Below are 19,069 nucleotides of genomic sequence, written 5' to 3'. Positions count from 1 at the left end.
CGTTCCGCTGGGGCACCACAGTGGAATACCTGTCCAACGTCATCGAAAACAACCCATCGCTGGCGGGAAGTCGCCGGCTGCTGTTCCACAACGACGGTGCGTACCGCCAAGACATCGCCGCAGGCACCTGCCTCTACGCCCAGGACGTTTCACCGACCTCACCGCCCACTGCATTCGCCAATACTGTGCGCGCCTACGAAAACCTGCCCGAGGACATCAAAGACAAGATCGAGAACCTGCACGCCTACAACATGTTCGACACCAACGACACCGACGCCGAACAAAAACGCATGCGCCTGTCGAACTACCCCGAGGACGCGGATCTATCGACCGTCCAAGCCACCGAACACCCCATCGTCATCACCGTGCCGCACAGCGGCAAAAAGGCACTCTTCGTCAACGAGTTCAACACCAGCCACATCGTGGAGTACGGCCCACGATCCGAGGAAGGCGAAGAACTCCTACAAACCCTCTTCGCGGCCATCTACGACGACGCCAACACCTACATGCACCACTACACAAACAACGACCTTGTCCTCTTCAACAACCTCGCCGTCCAACACGCCCGCGTCGGCCAAATCGACAACAACCCCCGCACCCTGCGCCGCCTCGTCCTCAAAACACTCAACTGGTGAGCAAGCCGAGCCCGCAAGCGTTCAACCTGGCTGGCCGAGTTGCTGTAGTCACCGGAGCGACGGGAGGGCTGGGGAATTCCGTCGCTCGGGGCTTGGCCGACCACGGCGCGTCGGTCGTAATCGTTGGTCGGTCCATCACGCAATGTAGGCAGATCCAGCGAGAGATCGAGCAATCGGGTGGACGAGCTATCGCTGTCGCCGCGGACATCACCAGTCCCGAGGACCGCCGCCATATCGTCGCGACCTCAGTCGCCGCCTTCGGGAGCCTCGACATTTTGATCAACAACGCCGGTGTTGCACGCCGGTCTCCGGCGTCCGAGATTACCGAAGAACTCTACGACCAGGTACACGATGTCAACACAAAGAGTGCGTTCTTCCTATGCCAAGACGCGTACCCCCATCTGCGCCGCCACGGGCGCGGAAGCATTGTCAACATCGTCTCGATCGGGCTGTGGAATAGCGGAGTCGGGTCTCTCCTGTACCGCTCGTCGAAAGCCGCCATGCAAGCCACCACCATGGTTCTGGCGAAGGAATGGGCCAGCGCAGGAGTCAGAGTGAACTCAATCGCGCCTGGCGCCATGGAGGTCGGAATGGGAGCCGCGATCTCGTTCGAACACACGCAGCAACACCTCGACAGGACGCCGATGCGACGACTGGGCCGCGGCGACGAGGTCGTCTCAGCCGTCGTCTATCTCGCCAGCGATTCATCGAGCTTCACCACAGGATCAACTCTTAGGGTCGACGGCGGCGCGATATCAATCTAACCGCCCGGGGCCCTCAAACACGACCCTGACAGAAATATTGCCCGGCCTTTCGGCGACGCCCACCAACGTGTAACGTGAGTCACCATGAATAGTCCTAACATAGGCATGTTTAACCCGACCGGTGCACTTCGCCGCGGAAAGCCCGAATCCGAGCCCGCGGCCCCGGTTACTGCGGTCGGCGGCCGGGGCCGGCTCTTCGGTCAAGTCGCACTTATTGGCGGTGGTGGTGGTGGAATCGGCCGCGCGGTGGCGCAGCTGTTCGTCAGCGAAGGCGCCTCGGTGATCATCGCCGATCGACCTGAGTCTGAAGGGAAGAAGGTCGCCGAGTCATTAGGGATCCACGCCGAGTTCGCAGAGGTCGACGTGCGTAACGCCCGCGACTGGGCAGCGGCCGTCGACACAAGCCAAAACCGCTTTGGAACTCCTCCCAATGTATTCGTCCAGGTTGCAGGAGTGATGGTCGGTGGTGCAGTTGACACCACGAACGAAGAAGCCGTCCGCCTCGCGTTCGAGGTCAACGCTCTCGGAAACTTCCTCGGGATCCAAGCAGTCGTCCCTGGTATGAAAGGGGCGCGGCGCGGGTCGATTGTCATCGTCACGTCGATGGCAGGCGTTAGCTATGGAGTAGCCGGTTTAGCACCATACTCGATGAGCAAAGCCGCCGCCTCCGCGCTAGTCCAATGCGCTGCCCTTGATCTAGGCCAGTACGGTATCCGGGTAAATTCAGTCGTGCCCGGACAAATCGACACCCCCATGTCACGTAATGCGGGGGTCTCGCCGGACCCAGCGTTCTTCGCCAAAATGCCCATACCTCGGATGGGCCAGCCTCGAGACATCGCCCATGCGGCGCTGTACTTGGCGTGCGAAGAAAGTTCGTGGGTGACCGGAACACACCTTCTTGTCGATGGCGGCATGGACGCTGGGCCGGTCTTGGGTTAACCCCAGGGATCAGAACCTCATTCAACATCAATTGAAGTAACAAGGAGTATATATGAGCGACCAAGCTTTGCTGGTCATGGACTATCAGCCAGTGATCCTAGGGTCAGTCGGTGGGGAGGACAGTCCTGCACTGGCTGCTGCGCAGACTGCTGTTGACGCTGCTCGCAACGCCGGAGTCCCGGTCATCTTCGTACGTGTCGCCTTCCGCGCCGGCTATCCTGAGATTAATCCGGACAACAAAGGCTTTGCGCCGCTGGCCAATTATGGCGACGTGTTCGTTGAGAGCGAGCCGACTGCGCAGGTCCATCCAAGCCTCAACCCCGCGCCGAACGAAGCCATCGTCACCAAGCGCCGGATGAGTGCCTTCGCGGGTAGCGATTTGTCAGCCGTCCTTGGTGGATTCGGTGTCACCCATCTCGTTCTGGCCGGTCTTACGACCAGCGGGGTCGTTCTCTCGACCCTGCGTCACGCCAGCGACGCCGATTTTGAATTGACGGTTCTCGCCGATGCGTGCGCAGACACTGACCAAGACGTTCACAATATCTTGGTGGAGAAAGTATTCCCCGCTCACGCCGACGTTGTTAGCGCGAAATCGTGGGCGGCATCGCTTTAACCTGTTGCCAATCGCGTTCAATGCTTCGAAACGCAAAGGGACGGCCCATCGGCCGTCCCTTTGCCCTTGTCTGAGTCAGATCAACTTGCCTGCGCACCAACAGGCGTTGTGAGATCCAATGCAATATCTACGATCATGTCTTCCTGACCTCCAACTAGTTTGCGTCGTCCGGCTTCCATCAAGATGGTGCGAACATCGACTCCGTAGCGGACGCTCGCGGCTTCCGCGTGACGAAGAAAGCTTGAGTAAACGCCGGCGTACCCCAAAGTTAGAGTTTCTCGATCGACGCGAACAGGGCGGTCCTGTAATGGGCGAACTATGTCATCCGCTGCATCCTGCAGTGCAAATACATCACACCCGTGCCTCCAACCTAGAATGTCGGCGACAGCGATAAACGCTTCGATGGGACAGTTGCCCGCTCCAGCGCCGTGTCCTGCGAGCGAGGCGTCTACGCGGAAGACCCCGTTCTCTACCGCGGTCACCGAATTGGCGACCGAAAGGGAGAGATTCTCGTGGGCGTGGATACCGATCTCAGTTTCGATGTCCAGGACGTCGCGGTACGCCCGCACCCGTTCGCGAACACCATCCATCGTTAGTCGGCCACCCGAATCTGTGACGTACACGCAATGCGCGCCGTAGCTCTCCATCATTCTGGCCTGCGCGGCGAGAACTTCAGGCTCTGCCATGTGGCTCATCATTAGAAATCCGGAGACATCCATCCCGATCTCGCGCGCTTTGCTGATGTGCTGCGCGGACACGTCGGCCTCCGTGCAGTGCGTGGCCACGCGAACTGAGCGAACGCCGAGATCGTATGCTCGCTCGAGCTCTTCTATAGTTCCAACACCTGGAAGCAAGAGGGTCGTCAAGCGAGCATTCGTGATGTTCTGGGCCGCGGCCTCAATCCATTCCCAGTCAGTGTTAGACCCGGGGCCGTAGTTCAGTGACCCACCGGCTAGCCCGTCGCCGTGTGCGACCTCAATCGCGTCGACACCAGCGGCATCCAGGGCTGCTACGATCTTGCCCACGTTCTCCGGGGTAATGCGATGCCGCACTGCATGCATCCCGTCGCGCAACGTCACGTCCTGCACGAAAATCGTTGTCTCACTCATGCGATGCATCCTCTTTCTTCTGAGCAATTCGTTCAGCTACCTGCAGACCGGCCGAGGTCATGATGTCGAGATTGCCGGCGTACGCAGGCAGGTAATGTGCTGCGCCCTCTACTTCGAGGAACACAGACACCTGATGTGTCGGCGCCTCCTGCGTCCCGGAATCGAGCAGCGTGTGCACCGGTTGGTCGTTCGGAATAGCGTTGATCTGGACACCTTGCTTTAGTCGGTACCCCGGCACATACGCTGCTACGTCTCCCACCATTTTCTCGATCGACGCTCGAATCTCGTCGTGAGTCGCGGAATCTGGGGCATGAACCAAACAGAACACCGTGTCCCGCATTATGAGGGGTGGTTCGGCGGGATTTAAAATGATGACTGCTTTGCCACGACCCGCACCGCCCACCGAGCAGATAGCCTCAGACGTTGTCTCGGTAAACTCATCAATGTTGGCGCGCGTACCCGGTCCGGCAGATCGCGATGAGATAGAAGCCACGATCTCGGCATAGGCGACAGGCGCGATGCGGGAGACAGCCGCAACGATGGGAATCGTTGCTTGACCACCACAGGTCACCATGTTGACGTTCGGTGCATCGATGTGGTCGCCCAGATTCACGGCGGGTACGACGAACGGCCCCAGAGCTGCTGGTGTTAGGTCGATCAACCGCTTACCTAAAGGGCTTAAAATCGCGTCATTCGCCTCGTGAGCTTTTGCCGAAGTCGCGTCGAATACGATCTCAATCTCATCGAAGACACTCATCCGAGCCAATCCGCTGACGCCCTCATGGGTAGTGGCAACACCTTTGGAAGCTGCACGCGCCAGACCATCCGATGCCGGGTCGATGCCGACCATCGCTGCTACCTCAAGGTATTGCGACTGCTCGATCACCTTAATCATAAGGTCGGTGCCGATGTTTCCGGACCCGATGATCGCAACCTTTGTCCGTGTTGGACCTGTCTTGGGCCTAACACTCATAGTGAACTCCTCAATCTGTTGACATCGTTGGAAATCGAGCCGTAACCGAACCGAGCCCTGTGATATGAGCGGTGACCACGGACCCGGGCTTCACTGGCCGCATCGGCCCAAGGGCTCCGGAAAGGACGACCTGCCCTGCCCTCAAGGGTTCTCCGAACTCTCGAGCTCGACGCGCCAGCCAGGTCAACGCGTGAAGTGGATCGCCAAGACAGGCCGCCCCGTCGCCAGCTGACACCAGTTCATCGTCGATTGTCATAGTCATCTGCGCTTCGACCGGTACAAACTCGGCCAGCGACTTACGGATCGAACCGAGAACGTACACGCCACTCGAAGCGTTATCGGCAACAGTGTCGGCAAAAGATATGTCCCAGTCCATAATTCGACTGTCGACGATTTCTAAGGCGGCCGTCGCGTAGGCTACGGCCGCCCTGCACTGCTCGACGTCGAGGTCTCCGTCGGCGAGATCTCGATCGAGTACAAAAGCTATCTCAGCCTCAGCCTTTGGTTGCAGCAGCCGCTCCATCGACACCGTGTCTCCGTCTGCGTACTGCATGTCCTCGAAAAGGACCCCAAAATCAGGCTGATCGACCCCGAGCTGGACTTGGACCACCTCAGACGTCGCCCCAATCTTCCGGCCGACGACCTTCGTGCCCTGCCACTGTCTGGCCGTATTGAACAGAGTCTGGATCTGGTACGCCGAGTCGACATCATCGGCCTTGATGAGGTCGATGATCGGAGCGCACGGCTGACCTGAAAGAAACGCCTTAGTGAGCCTTTCAGCTGCTGCTTCGATGTTGGGATCGACAGGAGCCGATCCGGGGTTGATGGGGATGTTTGAGCTCATAGCTACTTTCGGATTGTCTGCGACTATCATGATCATCTTCGTAATGGATTACGCTGTAAGTCGAACAGTTGGTTCCACTGAGTGGAATGCGTCTAGCCCGCGTGACGAGCAGGGAGTGCAGCGTTGCAACAACACCTCGACCCAAACTCTGTGCTCGGTAAAGCCATCGCGATTCTTGACGCGTTTCAGGCCGATGGCCGCGTAGTACCTCTGTCCGAACTCGCATCCCGGACCGGGATTCCGAAAACAACGGTCCATAGGATTGCCAATGACTTAGTCTCAGAAAAACTTCTAGCCCGGTCGGACGCCGGCTACAGACTTGGTAATCGTCTTTTCGAGCTCGGAATGCGAGCCTCGCCCGAGCGTGGGCTGCTGGAGGTAGCCACACCATTCATGCAAGACCTTTTTGTCCGTACGACGGAGACCGTCCATCTCGGGCTACTCGATGGCGACGAGGTGATCTACGTATCAAAGATAGGCGGGCACCGCCAAGCGGCTTCACCGTCGCGCGTAGGTGGCCGTATGCCTCTGTACTGCACTGCGATTGGTAAGGTTCTTCTCGCTTCTTCGGACAATCGTTTCATTCAGGACTATCTCACTCGCCCGTTCGAACGAAGAACCCGGCACACCATAGTCGGCCCCGGCATGCTTTACCGTCAGCTTGGGAACATAGCCAAGGAAGGCGTGGCGTTTGAGGTCGAGGAATCGACGCTAGGGATCGTCTGTCTCGCGTCGCCGATTCTTGACGGCGCCGGAGCCCCAATCGCCGCGCTGAGCGTGACTGGACCTGCGCACCGCTTCAACCCCCGTCAGCATGTGGATGCGGTGCGTGCGGCAGCGGATGGCGTGGCACTGACGCTAGCCCGGCAGTCTCACATTGTCGATACCCAAAAGCGCCTGTCTTGACAATAGATTGCGAGCTATCACGCTGTCCCACCGCGGCTGCTGAGGATCCAAACCAGCGCCATCTGAGAACGTCCGCGCAAGTCCTGCCGGAATCCGAGTCTGTTAGACCCTTGGAGCCACGCATCTCACGCCACTAGCATGCCCACTTTGGCGCGACTATGCGCTGGGCGTTGAACGCCGAATGCGGCCACCCAACCGGGGCGGCCGCATTCAGCACGCCAAATTCACCTAACTGACTCCCCACAGCGCCTCGAACTCGGCTTGGTAATCTGTTGGTAGCGCTGGTACACCGGTGCCATCAGGGACGTTTTCTGGCGTCAGCACTGCGAGCGGATAGTGGCCACCATCGGGGTGAGGCGCTCCCGAATCAATGGCTCGGAGCACCGAATCGATCAGTCCCCACGCTTGAAGGGTCGGGTTCTGGTTGACCCACCAGGCGTTGGTTCCGTCACGAAGTGAGGCAATCGAATCGGCGTCAGGCGTATTGCCGAAGATCTTGATGTCCTTGAGGCCTGCCTGGCGGAGGGCCGGCGCCACGCCGTTCGCAACATTTCCGATAACGGTGTAGGCGTATTTGACTGTAGGATCCGATTGTAGCTTCGATACGATGGCACTCGCTGTTTTCGGTGTTCCTAAGTCCTGCGGCTGCACCAATGTGGTGCTTACTTTGCAATCCGGGCACTTCTCTTTCAGTGTGCTCGTGAAGGCATTGTCGGTTGCTTCAATGATCGGAAATGGGAGGGTAAACATCGCGACATTGGCAGTGCACTTAGAGTCTCGCATCACCAAATTCGCTTGCAGTTCGCCGATTTCCTCCGCAGTGACAGGGCCGTTGCTTACTGCAGCGAATCCGGGCACCGATGTGGGTTCGTCAGCGACTGAGGTCATCCCCACGACAATTCCTGCATTCTTAGCGGCATCTAGCTGCTTTTGCATGCCAGCGGCAGGGAACGCCTGAACCCAGATTGCAGTGGGTTTCTCGGCGATTGCCTGATCGAACTTCACCAGCATGTCGGGCAAGTTCCCGTCGAAGTTCAGTGTCTTGGAGGACCAACCGATCGACTCGGCAGCTACGGCCATACCCTTAGCGCCGTCCTGGACCGACGGAATGGGGCTCGCCAAGAAGACTATAGAGCCCCCAGGCTGGGCCGGTTTGCTCAGTGGAACGTAGCCACCCGGTGGAGACGCCGGTAGCGATGTCGGGAGCTCATTCCATGGCTGCAAGAACTCATCGGCCGCGGTTATGCACTCCTGCGACCCGGCGCCTGCGGCGCCTGACGACGAGTCATCGCTGCATGCGGCCAAGCCCCCACCAATTAGAAGCGCCGATGCAGCAACCGCTACGATCCTCGCCCGCCTTGGGGACGGCTCAATTGCTCGTCCTCGGTTCATGTTCCACACTCGGCATCTGACCTTCCAGTAGCTGCTCGACCTGTCCGGCACCCCGCATCGCTGCACACTTGTCATCGACTAGCGGGATGACGTCGAGCGTGGGTTGTCCTAGAGAGGCATGAGCTGAATATGCGCATGATAACTATCATGACACCTCTACTGTAGTAGTGGCATCAATCACAAAGCAAGACTTTTATGGCACCAATCGCTACGAGACACCAGCCGTCAACCGACTGCGCCGACGCTCAAGGGACCGCCCTCACCGGGCAGTCCCTTCAGCGGACGCTGGTCTTGCAAATCCGGTGAAGCTACGGCCACTCGATCGCATCGGGGGTTGTGAAGTTCACGGATTTGATCTCCACGTACTCCTCGATTCCGTACGCGCCAAACTCACGTCCCAGGCCCGACTGCTTGTAGCCACCAAACGGTGCATTGACGTTGATCCGGCCACCGTTCACACCAATCATGCCGACTTTGACTCGCGCCGCGACGCTGGCGGACTGTTTCACGTCGGGCCCGAACACGGCACCGACGAGGCCGTAGTCAGATGCGTTGGCGATGTCGACCGCCTCATCCACACTGTCATAGGGCATGATGGCGAGCACGGGGCCAAACACTTCTTGCTGGGCTATGGCCATGCCCTTCGTGACTTCCGTGAATACGGTAGGTGCCACAAAGTGGCCCACGTCTGGAACCGTCGCATCCTTACCACCCGTGAGGAGTCTTGCACCCTCTGCGTTTGCGGTCGCAATGTGCTCGAGGATGCTGTCCTTCTGCTTCTTTGATATGACCGGACCCATGGTGGTTGCCGGCTCAAGAGGATCGCCGAGTTGAAAAGCTTCAGCGGCTTCCTTCGCTATCTTCTCGGCCACATGTAGGTCTTCGCGCGGCACGATAAGGCGTGACAACGCTGCGCAGACTTGGCCAGAGTTGGTGAAGCATCGGGCAACGGTGGCTGCGGTTGCCTTGGCAACGTCGGCGCCGGGCAGGACGACAGAAGGTCCCTTTCCGCCGAGTTCGAGCGCCACGCGCTTAATCGATTGCCCTGCAACGGATGCGAGGTGCTTACCGATGGCGGTGGAGCCCGTGAACGAAATCACTCCTACGCCCGGGTGGCTTACCAACGCATCTCCGACCACATCGCCAAGTCCGGTAACGACGTTGAACACTCCGGGTGGAGCGCCCGCGTCGATGAATGCGTTAGCGAGCGCATAGGCGCTGTGCGGCGCCAATTCCGAGGGTTTCAAGACAACCGTACAACCTGCGGCGATTGCCGCACCGATCTTTGCGATTGCTTGGTGAAGGGGAAAGTTCCATGGCGTGATTGCGACGGCTACTCCTATCGGCTCGCGAACGACTAAAGTTGAGCCAATCTGCTCGGTCCATCCGAAGGCTAGCGCCGAGTCACACAGCGATTCCAGAACCTCGATTGGTCTGCTCACCTGGACTGCCACCGACACATCCAGAGTCGTTCCAACCTCGCAGCTGATGATCTCGGCGATTTCATCAACGTCGTGCCGGAGCGATTGAGCGACCTTCCGGAGGATGTCTACTCGCTCCTTGACCGGTGCCACAGACCACGTTGCAAACGCTGCACCCGCCGAAGCCACCGCCCGCTCCACATCTGCGACGCTTCCATGACACACCTCGGATATGACGGCTCCGGTCGTCGGATTCTGCACAACAACCTTGGCGCTCGAGGTCGACTCGACCCAACTGTTCCCGATGAACTGCAGACCGGCCCGACTCAAGATGCTCACTGCGACCCCGCAATGCTGTCAGCAATCTGAAATTGAACGATGGCCTGGTCACTCACGATCTTGCCCATCACGCCACGAACAACGTCGTGGGCAGGATGCTTGCTGTAAGCCTTCCAGCCGTCCGCGTTGTCGAAATCGGCAACCAGAGCATAGTCACTACCGTTGGCGCGAACGCCGACATCGGGTCCGTGGGAGAAGGCAACGACGTCAGGGGACTGAGCGCCGAGGTCATCGAGGACACGCTTTACTTCGGCGGCCTCCTCGACGGAGAGTTCATGATTCCAGTTCATCAGCACGACGTGTCGCAGCATGTCAGCTCTTCCCTCCAACAGAAATGGGTTCAACGGTCGCTAGAGACGGCTCGCCGTCCAACAAGAACGACACCTGCACCCTGTTGTACTCTTCCGCTTGCTCATATTGAGGCCAATGTGCTGCGTTCTTAATCAGATGGAATCGGACATCTGGTATGTGTGAGAACCCTTCCTTCGCGTCGTCGTAGCTATGGATGGGATTGTGGTCACTCCAGATGACGAACGTGGGCGCCGTGATGCCAGCGAGTCGCTCCGGGGTCAACCAGTAGTTTTTAGCGTCCTCAGGGTCAAACAATCTGCTGAACAGCTTGGTCAACGATTCTTTGATCCCTGGTTGACGATAGATCGCTTGCCGGATCTTGACGAACTCTTCGGGCACCTGGGACGGATCCGCAAACAGCCATTCGATCCGTGATCGCACAGCTTCATCGCTCGTCTGCTGAAGCGAGTTCGTTGTCCGTGCAAGGAGGTCGCTGACATCGTCCGACTGATGCTTTTTGGTGGCAGGTAACCCGCCCGAGGTATTCAGTATGAGCTTGTTGACGCGATCGGGATGATTGATCGCCATCCAAGCAGAAATTCGTCCCCCAAAAGATTCCCCGCAAAAGTCGGCTTTTTCGATTCCCGCAACATCCAAGAACCGGACTACGTGGTTAAGGACATCAGCTGTGGTGTAGTCAGATGATTCCGGCGCATCGGTGAAACCATGTCCAAGCATGTCAATCGCGTACGACTTGCGATGCGGCGAATGCGCCTCCAGGTTTCGTATCCACGTCTCTGCGTGCCCGCCACCACCGTGCAAAAACACGATCGGGTCGCCCTCTCCCGCCTCGATGCTTCGGGTCCTGACGCCATCGACGTCGTAAAACCGTTGCTCGTAGGCAGTACCCAGCAAATCAACCCACACCGTATCCATCTGTCCCATATCGATTCCTTTCGTTGAATAACGAACGCACAGCGAGCACCGCCGACCGGTGACTCACGAACCGGCCATGTGGGACACAAGGCGCGCCGAGACACGTGCGGGAGTCGACCCATCCGGCGAACCGCACGACCATTATCCGGAGCCCCTGCCGAACTGTTGACCGAGAACGTTGGTTCCGACCGTGTGCTCGATGTAGACCGTTTGACCGGGCACTGAGCAACTCATCCCAATGCCGCGGGTGCTTGTTGGCACCGTCACTTATCCATTAGAATATGTTCATGGTAACTATGTTAACGCAACGAGGCAAGGTGCTGACCGTTATTGTCGCTGGAGGATCAACCATCGACGAGACGAGTACCAGGTGACAAAACCATTGACCTTCTTGTTCGGCGGTGCGTATGACCGCGTAGCGAACATAGGGAAAGTGGCTGCAGATCATGGTCTTTCAATCGAGACCGAGATACTGCCCAGCCCGAAGGACGCGTTCGCGGCTCTTCGCGACTCCGCGGACGTCGCAGGCGGGGAGATGTCGGCGTCGTTCTTCATGACGCAATATTCGAAGGATCCGGCCGGCTGTGAACTCGTGGCCTTGCCCGTATGGGTGTCTCGCGCTTTCCGGCACTCCAACATCTACGTACGCGACGGATCCGACATCACGAACCCGTCCGAACTCAGGGGTAAACGGATAGGTCTACCCGAGTACGGGATGACGATGGCCGTGTGGCTGCGCGGAATCTTTGCCGACGATTACGGCCTGCTGCCACGAGATGTGCAATGGGTGTCACACCGGACCCCGACCGGCCTGGATCCCGAAACGCTCATCTATCCAGCCGATGTCGACATCACATCCGCCCCAGAAGGGGTCTCATTGCCCGAACAGCTTAGGGATGGCTCGATAGATGCTTGGATCGGAGCAGGTAGTGCGCCGCGGCCCGCTGGCGTTCGCCGGTTGTTTCTAAATGCGACAGAACAGGAACGAGATTTCTACTTCCGCACTAACATCTTCCCAGTCATGCACGTGTTGGTGATGAAGAGGCAGCTCGTGGAGTCCGAGCCGGGTCTTGCACAGAAAGTGTTCACGATCTTCAACGAGAGCAAGATCGCCGCGCAGAACAAGCTTTGGTCCACAAGTGTTTCATATCCCACTCTGCCATGGACGTTGGCAGCTGTCGAAGACCAGGCCGCTCTGATGGGCACCGACTATTGGCCCTACGGTGTCGAACGAAACCGGCCCACTTTGGAGGCACTCGTCCGCTATATGAATAGCCAACACTTGACCTGGAGACACTTGCCCCTCGAGGACTACTTCATGGGAATCGAGCCGCCGAGCTAGCTGGCAAGCGACCGCGCGGCCCGTGATACTCGCGGGCCGCGCGATTATGGCTTGTCAGATGTCAGCGCACTCAGGATGGGCACCCGCCTCACGGAATGGCGGGATCAGCTCTAACGTGCAACGTGCACACCGCGGGACCGCATCAATCTCACCGAGCGAGTCCAAGTAAGCGTCGCGTTCGGCGATCTTCGGCAGCAAAGTCTCAGCCGCAATGGTCGCTAACGGCATAAGAGACCCGGCGCGCGCACCAGCTCGGGCGAAAGAGGAGACGTCCTTGCGCATGACAACCTGGGAAGGCGCCGTCCCCGGGGGCGCACTACGGCGAAGCCGGTCGTGAAAGCCCCACGTGCGCACAGCTCTTGAGTCAGCGGAGCTCGTGGTCAGAACCGAACTCAACGCATCCTCCGAAATACCGTGAGCTCGAACGAATTCCATGGCTTCCATCTCGAGTGCGTATGAGGAGATGGTCATGAAGTTGACCGCCAACTTCATTGCCGAGCCAGCACCGGCGGGTCCCACGACAAAGACATCGCGGGCGATCGCTTCAAGAACCTCGCGCACAGACCCGACCGTCGCGTCGTCGCCGCCCACCATGACCGTGAGTTGCCCTGTCTTGGCGCGCGCCACCCCACCTGCGACAGTTGCGTCGATTACCTTTACCCCAGCTGGCGCCACGGCGGCCGCAAGCTCCTGCACGAACGCCGGCGTTACAGTGCTGTGAATTATCAGGGTTCTCGGTAGACCTGTCGCAACCACCTCGTCTGCGACCGAAGCGACCTGCGCTTCGTTAAGTACAACGACGCCGATGGCATCCGACTCTTGAGCGAGCTCTTTCACTGACGAGCAGCCCACCATGTTCTCTTCCGAAGCCAGCCGCTCGACAGTTTCCGGCCGAACGTCGTACAGGTGAGTCTTGAAACCTGCGCGTGCGATGGCCCGGGCGATCTGCTCGCCCATGTTGCCCAGCCCAATAATTCCAACCTTCACTTCTTCTCCTTAACGTCGTTAGCAAGGCCGATAGAACGAATCACGAACTGCGACAACGGTATATAGGGGGCTCACAGCTGGGGTTCGATCCGCAGCTGCAATGGACGGTCTGCGTCATTGCGTCCCAGGTCGGCGAGAGCTTCACCGATCGCTGTGAGGGGATATGCACGCGAGCTGATGCGATCGAGATCGACCGTTTGCTCATTGATGGCCAGCACTGCTCGGCGTAGGGATTTCTCGGTTTTGCTCAGCGGCCCCACCAGGGTCAGCCTGCCCGTCACTATCTGATCAATCTGTAGATTGATCGAGCGATTCGGACCTTTGATTCCTGCCAGGACCAGCCGACCTCCTCTTGCAAGCGCCACGAGTGCCTGCTTCACAGTCGAAGTTGCTCGTGGGGTGGTGTCGATGACGACGTCCACGTCATCACCGAGCAAGTCCCGCAGTTCTGCAGCATCAGTTCCGGTCAACACTGCCGCGCGGTGAACCCCTAGCGCCAGCGCAACGTCGAGTTTTGGTCGATCCTGCTCCAGACCCAGAATGGTGACGTCCGTTGATCCGAGCATCGTCGCCGCGACAGCAGTGGCGACGCCGCGGGGGCCTGCACCCAAGACTGCGACAGTCGTTTCCGAGTGCACATTCCCCGCAACGCCTGCCCACTCGAATCCGTTTGCCATGGGGTTGTGAAAGGCAGCTGCAGCCAGCGACACATCCTGGGCCAATGGAATTACCGTCGATCCGGGGGCCAGATACATGTGAGTCGCGATTCCACCCCACAATCCTGGGCTGAGGCTGGGCGAGAGGGTCCCGTACGATCGCGCACGGCAGTCGCGCCCAGCCAAACAGTCAGCGCATTCCCCACATCGAATCGCAGAGTTGACCACCACCCGATCACCGGCCTTGACACCCCACCGACGACTAGCCTCTCGGCCGATCTCCACGACGCGACCTACCGGTTCGTGACCGATGACCATGGGCAGCGGATAACCAGGTAGCTCGACGTTGAAGAAATCGAGGTCCGATCCGCAGAGCGCGTTCACCTCGACCTCGAGTAAGCCATCATTCTCGCCGATGATTGGCCGGTCGAAAGTCCGAATCTCAACCGTCTGAGGAGCTGTCACCACGGCGGCACTCGCCTGGTCTGCGTTCACAGATCTAGTACCAACTTCGGCGTTTTCGACCGACCAACACATATCAGCATCGTGCCTTCTTCATCGTGCTCCTCGGGCGTCATCAGACTTCCGCGGTGCTCCGGAACGCCTTCAAGGACGCGAGATTCGCAACTTCCGCAGTAACCCTCGTGACACGACGAATCGATATCTTCGCGGACTGTCATAACCGCGTCCAGAATGCTTTCATCAGCACCGACATGCACGGTGACCCCAGACTCGCGCAACTCGACGTCGAAGCCAGCGGGGTCGTTTTCGACTTCCTCGCGCTTGTCGTCCGGGGCAGTGAACCGTTCGATATGCAGCGCCGGCCCGATACCGGCAGACTCGCATTCCGCGGTCACCGCATTAAGAAGCCCAGTGGGACCGCAGCAATACAGGTGGGATCCCTCGCCCACTGATGCTACGGCTCGCGACACATCAATCAAGCCAGCTGAATCTAGCGGAACAAGAGTGACGAGGTCACCGTACTCGGCCTTCAACTCGTCGGCGAACGCCATCGAAGAAAGGCTGCGACCACCATAGATCAGTCTCCAGTCCTGGCCGCGGCGAGCCACCGCCTCTATCATTGCCTTGATTGGGGTGATGCCGATTCCCCCGGCGATAAACAGGTATGATTTTGCGTCCTCGATAAGAGGAAAGAGGTTCTTCGGAGCTTTCGTGATCAGCTTCGTACCGACCGATACATCGCGGTGAATCTCCAACGATCCTCCGCGCCCTTGTTCTTCGCGTAATACGCACACGGTGTACTGGCTCGTGTCGCGTGGATCACTACATAGCGAGTAATGGCGCGACAGACCCGAAGGTAGGTGGAGTTCAATGTGTGCACCTGCATCCCAAGCAGGCAACGCTGCACTCTCGGTTGGCTCGAGTCGAAGCATGACCACGTCAGGAGTGATCTCCAGACGATCGGCGACGCGAACTGCGTGGCGGGTTATCGATCCAGTGTTGTTCATAGGAAACTTCTTTCTACGATTTCTGGAAGGTCACTATGACAACGCATGTCGTGCAACCATTCGATCTGATCAGGGTCGGAGCGGCATGACGACGTCGTAGCGCGTCCACCGTCGACCGCCTTCAGGGCCCTCTTCGAGGATCTGCTTCCCGTCGGGGTCTGGGCGGACACCGTTAGCCAGCAACAGGCGCAGCATCTTGGTCAGGCTGCCCTGTGCCTCTTCACCTCCCTGTTCCCACAGCAGCATCGGCCGGCCGATGCATACATGGGGCCCGGCCCCAAAGGAGAGGCCGAAAGGGGAAGCATCAGCTTCCGTTGGCTTCCTGTACGGGTTGTATTGCCGCGCATCGTCACCAAACACGTTCGTGTCGAGATCTGCTGGCCCGATCCATCCGGCGACCCAGGAACCGGCAGGGATCTCGCGACCTGTGGACTCAAGCTTGACGTCATTCGGGGCGATTCGAACCAGATACGGGCGAGTCGCCCGGTGCAGTCGCAGCGTTTCTTTAACGGCCCGATTGAGGAATTCCTTTTTGCCTGTGTTGGCAAGGTCTTCGGGATGTTCCGTCAACCACGGAATGATGTCGTCAAGAGCAAACGCTGCTTGCGCCACAGGATTGTTAATAGCTCCCGCAAGCAATGCCATCATTTCGCGGAAGATATGCTCGGTATCGGGCTCTTCGTCGCCGGCAGCGATGATTAAGCTAGTCAGAAGGTCACCTGGTAGCGCATCCTTCCTCGCTTTATCATCTCCTGCAGCTGTCACCAGGTCTCGGCGCCTAGCAAAGGCGGGATCGAACATCTCGGCGCGAAACTGCTGACGTGCCAGGCGAGCGGCGTCAACGATCGCCTTTCGCTGTTTCTCTTCGGGCGAGTATTCGACGGTCAAGCCATGCAACACAGGAACAGCTAACTCCTGGAAGTGTGCCACCGCTTCGGCGTTATCGACACCGTCTACACCTACCAAGGCCGCGGTCAGTCGCCAGTTAACAATCCGCGCAAACTCTAGAAGATCGAAATGAACGCTCGCCGAATCCGGTTCCGAATCACCCCGAATGCGTTCCATGGTTTCCGCGAATACATCCTCGAACATGCGGCCTTCGGCACCCCATGGTTGTTTGGGTCCGATCATTTTCATCAACGAGCGACGTCGAGCCATATGCGCGCGTCCATCGATCGCGACCAGCGTGCCGCCGATAAATTCCTGGGATTCGTTCTTTGTACCCTCGAGAACGAAGTCACGACCGCGCTTCAGCACCTCTTCGACTTCACGATATTCGGTCAACTTGATAAAGCTGTCCGGGTCCCACGCCTTTGTGGCGACAGCAGGCGCTCTCGTGACATCAGCGTCTCTGGTTGCGTTCATGTTGAGTTCCTCACGGAGAAGTTGCCTTTGAATTCCTCAGAAGTCTGTGTACGACCTTTGAACGGCTCGGTGTCTTGTCCCAGTGTCGGAGCGGGGCTCAGATCGGTCGGCCTAAGTCCGTCGAAAAGGAACGGCGCACGAAAAGTACGTACCGTCCCCTCGGACGGGTGGACCGCCGTCTGGATCAATCCGACAGCACTGAGGTGCGGATCCTCCAGCAAGTCCTCGATCGACTTCACAGGGGCATGGGGTACGTCAATCTCGTCTAATACTTTCAACCAGTGGCCCGTCGACTGTTTCAACAGTTCTTTGGCGACGAAGGAGTAAATTTCGTCGATGTTTGCTGTCCGCCCCGCGATGGAGGAGAATTGCGGATCCTCGACGAGGTCGGCGCGATCAATGTGCCTCAGAAATGATTCCCAGTGTTTATCGGTGTAGAGCATCAGACTGATGTAGCCGTCGTCAGTAGAGAATGGACGGCGGTGGGGAGACGCCGTCCGCGGGTACAACGCTGGGCCGGCCGGCGGGTCGTAGGTCAGGCCTCCCATCTGTTCCGCGGTTGTGAAGGCTGCCATCGTCTCGAACATCGGTATCTTCACCGATTTCGGTCCATCTCCCATCGCCCTTGCTGCAAGTGCGGCGCAGATCGCCAGCGCGGCGTACATTCCGCTTGTCTTATCCGCAATCGCGGTACGGACATATGACGGTTCGTCCCCGTTTCCTTGCACCCACGCAAGCCCTGACATGGCTTGAATGGTGTCGTCGTAGGCAGGCATCGCCTCATAGGGGCCGGGCCCAAAACCAACCAGCTCACAGAGCAACGCCGATGATCCCGCCGCTGCGAAGTCGTCCTCGGTAAGCCCAAGGCGTCCGGCCGCCTGAGGACGCATGTTGTGAACTACCACGTCATAGTCAGGAAGCCGCGCCCGGAGCAAGTCGCGGTCCTCTTCGGTGGAGAAGTCCAGAACGATCGAGCGTTTACCTGCATTGAGTGCGAGGAAGATTGATGACATGCCAGCCGTCTTGCTAGCGGTCAAGTGCCGCACTACATCACCCCGCGGCGGCTCGATCTTATCGACCTGGGCACCCATTTGAGCAAGCAGCAGCGTACAGAAGGGGCCAGACATCGTTCCAGTGAGATCGAGAACACGAACTGCGCCAAGCGGTCCGACGCTAGCAGTGTGTGCGTCCGGATTGGTTTTAACCATGCTGATGCCCTATTTCTCAGAATCCGGCAGGGGGCTCGTAGACGTCTTTTGCACGGATCGTCCGGACAAATGTGCGCGGGCGGTGTTCCTTCGGATCAACTCGTCCGTGCTCGTAGCAGAACTCGATCCCAAGGCCCGCCGGCAGACCCTCAAAGTAGAACCCTATCGAACCCGACGTTTCGTGTCGGATGAGGTCATCGCGAAGTTCGAGGCCGGCGCGACGGACGATAGCCCGAGCACGCATGACGTCATCGAATGTCTTGGTTTCGAAACACACGTGGTTGACGACACGGGGCGTGTCCGGCAGTCGCTGCAGCACGAGTGAGTGGTGCGCACCATCCGAGCCATGCAGGAAAGCCGTTGTGTCCTCAATGAAGTCGGACACCCCGAACCCCAGGATGTTCGTATAGAAGTCCAATGCCGCATCGAAGTCAGAGGCAGAAACTGCAACATGCAGCAATCGATCCAGGTGAGCCCACTTTGGCTGCTCCCCACCAGCAACTTCTGCGAGACCGTCGAAAATCTCGACCTCGGTGCCGTCCATATCGGTGAACCGAATCGCTTCACGGACTAGATCATCGCGAAAACTTTGGGATCGCTCGAAGGCGACACCGCCTCCAGCGAGCGCCTTCTCGACGTCGTCGAACGTTGTCTCACCATCGATCTGGAAGGCCATCTTCAGAAGCCCCTCAGGCCGCGACGGATCGCTCCGGAGTTCGATCCAATGATGCTGGCCGGCACCACCAAGGTGTGCGCTGTCCGACGTTCTGCGGTTTAGCTGAAGCTGACCGCTCACCTCGAACAGCTCAACCGCTTGATCGAGATCGAGAACATTCAGAGTGATGTATCCAAGATTTGAAATAAGCATTCGCTGCTCCAG

At 58.6% G+C, this 19,069-nt stretch carries 19 protein-coding genes; 6 read left to right on the top strand and 13 right to left on the bottom strand.

Annotated elements, in window-relative coordinates:
* The 4 genes from CSW57_RS21485 to CSW57_RS21470 all read left to right on the top strand — a co-directional run.
* Positions 1-635 (top strand): TauD/TfdA dioxygenase family protein (locus CSW57_RS21485; RefSeq protein ID WP_143696591.1); only part of this gene is annotated, 635 nt, incomplete at its 5' end.
* Positions 632-1,399 carry an SDR family NAD(P)-dependent oxidoreductase gene (locus CSW57_RS21480; RefSeq protein WP_189339364.1) on the top strand — a complete coding sequence of 256 codons (768 nt, stop codon included), beginning with the start codon at positions 632-634 and terminating at the stop codon, positions 1,397-1,399. The genes CSW57_RS21485 and CSW57_RS21480, both read left to right, overlap by 4 nt.
* An 84-nt stretch (positions 1,400-1,483) precedes the next feature.
* Complete coding sequence (locus CSW57_RS21475) at positions 1,484-2,338, top strand: SDR family NAD(P)-dependent oxidoreductase (RefSeq protein ID WP_099384450.1); 855 nt, start codon at positions 1,484-1,486, stop codon at positions 2,336-2,338.
* Between the two features lie 52 nt (positions 2,339-2,390).
* Positions 2,391-2,951, top strand: a complete 561-nt coding sequence (locus CSW57_RS21470; protein ID WP_099384449.1) for a cysteine hydrolase family protein — start codon at positions 2,391-2,393, stop codon at positions 2,949-2,951.
* An 80-nt stretch (positions 2,952-3,031) separates the two neighbouring features.
* On the opposite strand, the gene dmpG is transcribed toward CSW57_RS21470, so the two are convergent.
* Genes dmpG through CSW57_RS21455 form a run of 3 tightly spaced genes read right to left on the bottom strand, consistent with a single transcriptional unit; the run spans position 3,032 to position 5,877 of the window.
* Complete coding sequence (dmpG, locus tag CSW57_RS21465; RefSeq protein ID WP_099384448.1) at positions 3,032-4,060, bottom strand: 4-hydroxy-2-oxovalerate aldolase; 1,029 nt, start codon at positions 4,058-4,060, stop codon at positions 3,032-3,034.
* Positions 4,053-5,033, bottom strand: coding sequence for an acetaldehyde dehydrogenase (acetylating) (locus tag CSW57_RS21460; RefSeq protein WP_099384447.1), 981 nt, complete (start codon positions 5,031-5,033; stop codon positions 4,053-4,055). Before CSW57_RS21460 ends, dmpG begins: the two co-directional genes overlap by 8 nt.
* Before the next feature lie 10 nt (positions 5,034-5,043).
* Complete coding sequence (locus tag CSW57_RS21455) at positions 5,044-5,877, bottom strand: 2-keto-4-pentenoate hydratase (protein ID WP_189339386.1); 834 nt, start codon at positions 5,875-5,877, stop codon at positions 5,044-5,046.
* 123 nt (positions 5,878-6,000) lie between these two features.
* On the opposite strand from CSW57_RS21455, the gene CSW57_RS21450 reads away from it, so the two are divergent.
* On the top strand, positions 6,001-6,783 hold the full coding sequence (locus tag CSW57_RS21450; RefSeq protein WP_099384446.1) for an IclR family transcriptional regulator: 783 nt from the start codon (positions 6,001-6,003) through the stop codon (positions 6,781-6,783).
* A 228-nt stretch (positions 6,784-7,011) separates the two neighbouring features.
* On the opposite strand, the gene CSW57_RS21445 is transcribed toward CSW57_RS21450, so the two are convergent.
* From CSW57_RS21445 to CSW57_RS21430, 4 genes are all read right to left on the bottom strand, one after another.
* Entirely contained in the window at positions 7,012-7,863 is an 852-nt protein-coding gene (locus tag CSW57_RS21445; protein ID WP_189339362.1) for a sugar ABC transporter substrate-binding protein, read from the bottom strand.
* Between the two features lie 620 nt (positions 7,864-8,483).
* Positions 8,484-9,935 carry an aldehyde dehydrogenase family protein gene (locus CSW57_RS21440; RefSeq protein ID WP_223249384.1) on the bottom strand — a complete coding sequence of 484 codons (1,452 nt, stop codon included), beginning with the start codon at positions 9,933-9,935 and terminating at the stop codon, positions 8,484-8,486.
* Complete coding sequence (locus tag CSW57_RS21435) at positions 9,932-10,246, bottom strand: Dabb family protein (RefSeq protein ID WP_099384444.1); 315 nt, start codon at positions 10,244-10,246, stop codon at positions 9,932-9,934. The genes CSW57_RS21440 and CSW57_RS21435 overlap by 4 nt, the downstream gene beginning before the upstream one ends.
* Before the next feature lies 1 nt (position 10,247).
* Positions 10,248-11,171: an alpha/beta fold hydrolase gene (locus CSW57_RS21430; protein ID WP_099384443.1), complete on the bottom strand. Its 924-nt coding sequence runs from the start codon at positions 11,169-11,171 to the stop codon at positions 10,248-10,250.
* Positions 11,172-11,595: 424 nt separating this feature from the next.
* Here CSW57_RS21430 and CSW57_RS21425 point away from each other — a divergent pair, with 424 nt between their 5' ends.
* Positions 11,596-12,504 carry an ABC transporter substrate-binding protein gene (locus CSW57_RS21425; RefSeq protein ID WP_143696590.1) on the top strand — a complete coding sequence of 303 codons (909 nt, stop codon included), beginning with the start codon at positions 11,596-11,598 and terminating at the stop codon, positions 12,502-12,504.
* Positions 12,505-12,558: 54 nt separating this feature from the next.
* Here the strand turns inward: CSW57_RS21425 and CSW57_RS21420 are convergent, their stop codons facing one another.
* The 6 genes from CSW57_RS21420 to CSW57_RS21395 all read right to left on the bottom strand — a co-directional run bounded on the left by CSW57_RS21420 (position 12,559) and on the right by CSW57_RS21395 (position 19,057).
* Entirely contained in the window at positions 12,559-13,491 is a 933-nt protein-coding gene (locus CSW57_RS21420) for an NAD(P)-dependent oxidoreductase (RefSeq protein ID WP_099384441.1), read from the bottom strand.
* A gap of 71 nt (positions 13,492-13,562) precedes the next feature.
* Positions 13,563-14,684 (bottom strand): zinc-dependent alcohol dehydrogenase, encoded by a 1,122-nt coding sequence (locus CSW57_RS21415; protein WP_099384440.1) that lies wholly within the window; start codon positions 14,682-14,684, stop codon positions 13,563-13,565.
* Positions 14,639-15,616 (bottom strand): PDR/VanB family oxidoreductase, encoded by a 978-nt coding sequence (locus CSW57_RS21410; RefSeq protein WP_099384439.1) that lies wholly within the window; start codon positions 15,614-15,616, stop codon positions 14,639-14,641. Before CSW57_RS21410 ends, CSW57_RS21415 begins: the two co-directional genes overlap by 46 nt.
* Before the next feature lie 69 nt (positions 15,617-15,685).
* Positions 15,686-16,981, bottom strand: coding sequence for a cytochrome P450 (locus CSW57_RS21405; RefSeq protein ID WP_099384438.1), 1,296 nt, complete (start codon positions 16,979-16,981; stop codon positions 15,686-15,688).
* A complete protein-coding gene (locus CSW57_RS21400; RefSeq protein WP_099384437.1) occupies positions 16,978-18,189 on the bottom strand; it encodes a CaiB/BaiF CoA transferase family protein in 1,212 nt (403 codons plus the stop codon). The genes CSW57_RS21405 and CSW57_RS21400 overlap by 4 nt, the downstream gene beginning before the upstream one ends.
* A 16-nt stretch (positions 18,190-18,205) precedes the next feature.
* Positions 18,206-19,057 (bottom strand): VOC family protein, encoded by an 852-nt coding sequence (locus CSW57_RS21395; RefSeq protein ID WP_099384436.1) that lies wholly within the window; start codon positions 19,055-19,057, stop codon positions 18,206-18,208.
* Positions 19,058-19,069: the final 12 nt, after the last annotated feature.

It is taken from the genome of Williamsia muralis, assembly GCF_002735905.1.
Lineage (GTDB): Bacteria > Actinomycetota > Actinomycetes > Mycobacteriales > Mycobacteriaceae > Williamsia > Williamsia muralis_A.
Note: the sequence above shows the minus strand (reverse complement) of the source record. Positions and strands in the feature narration are given on the sequence as shown.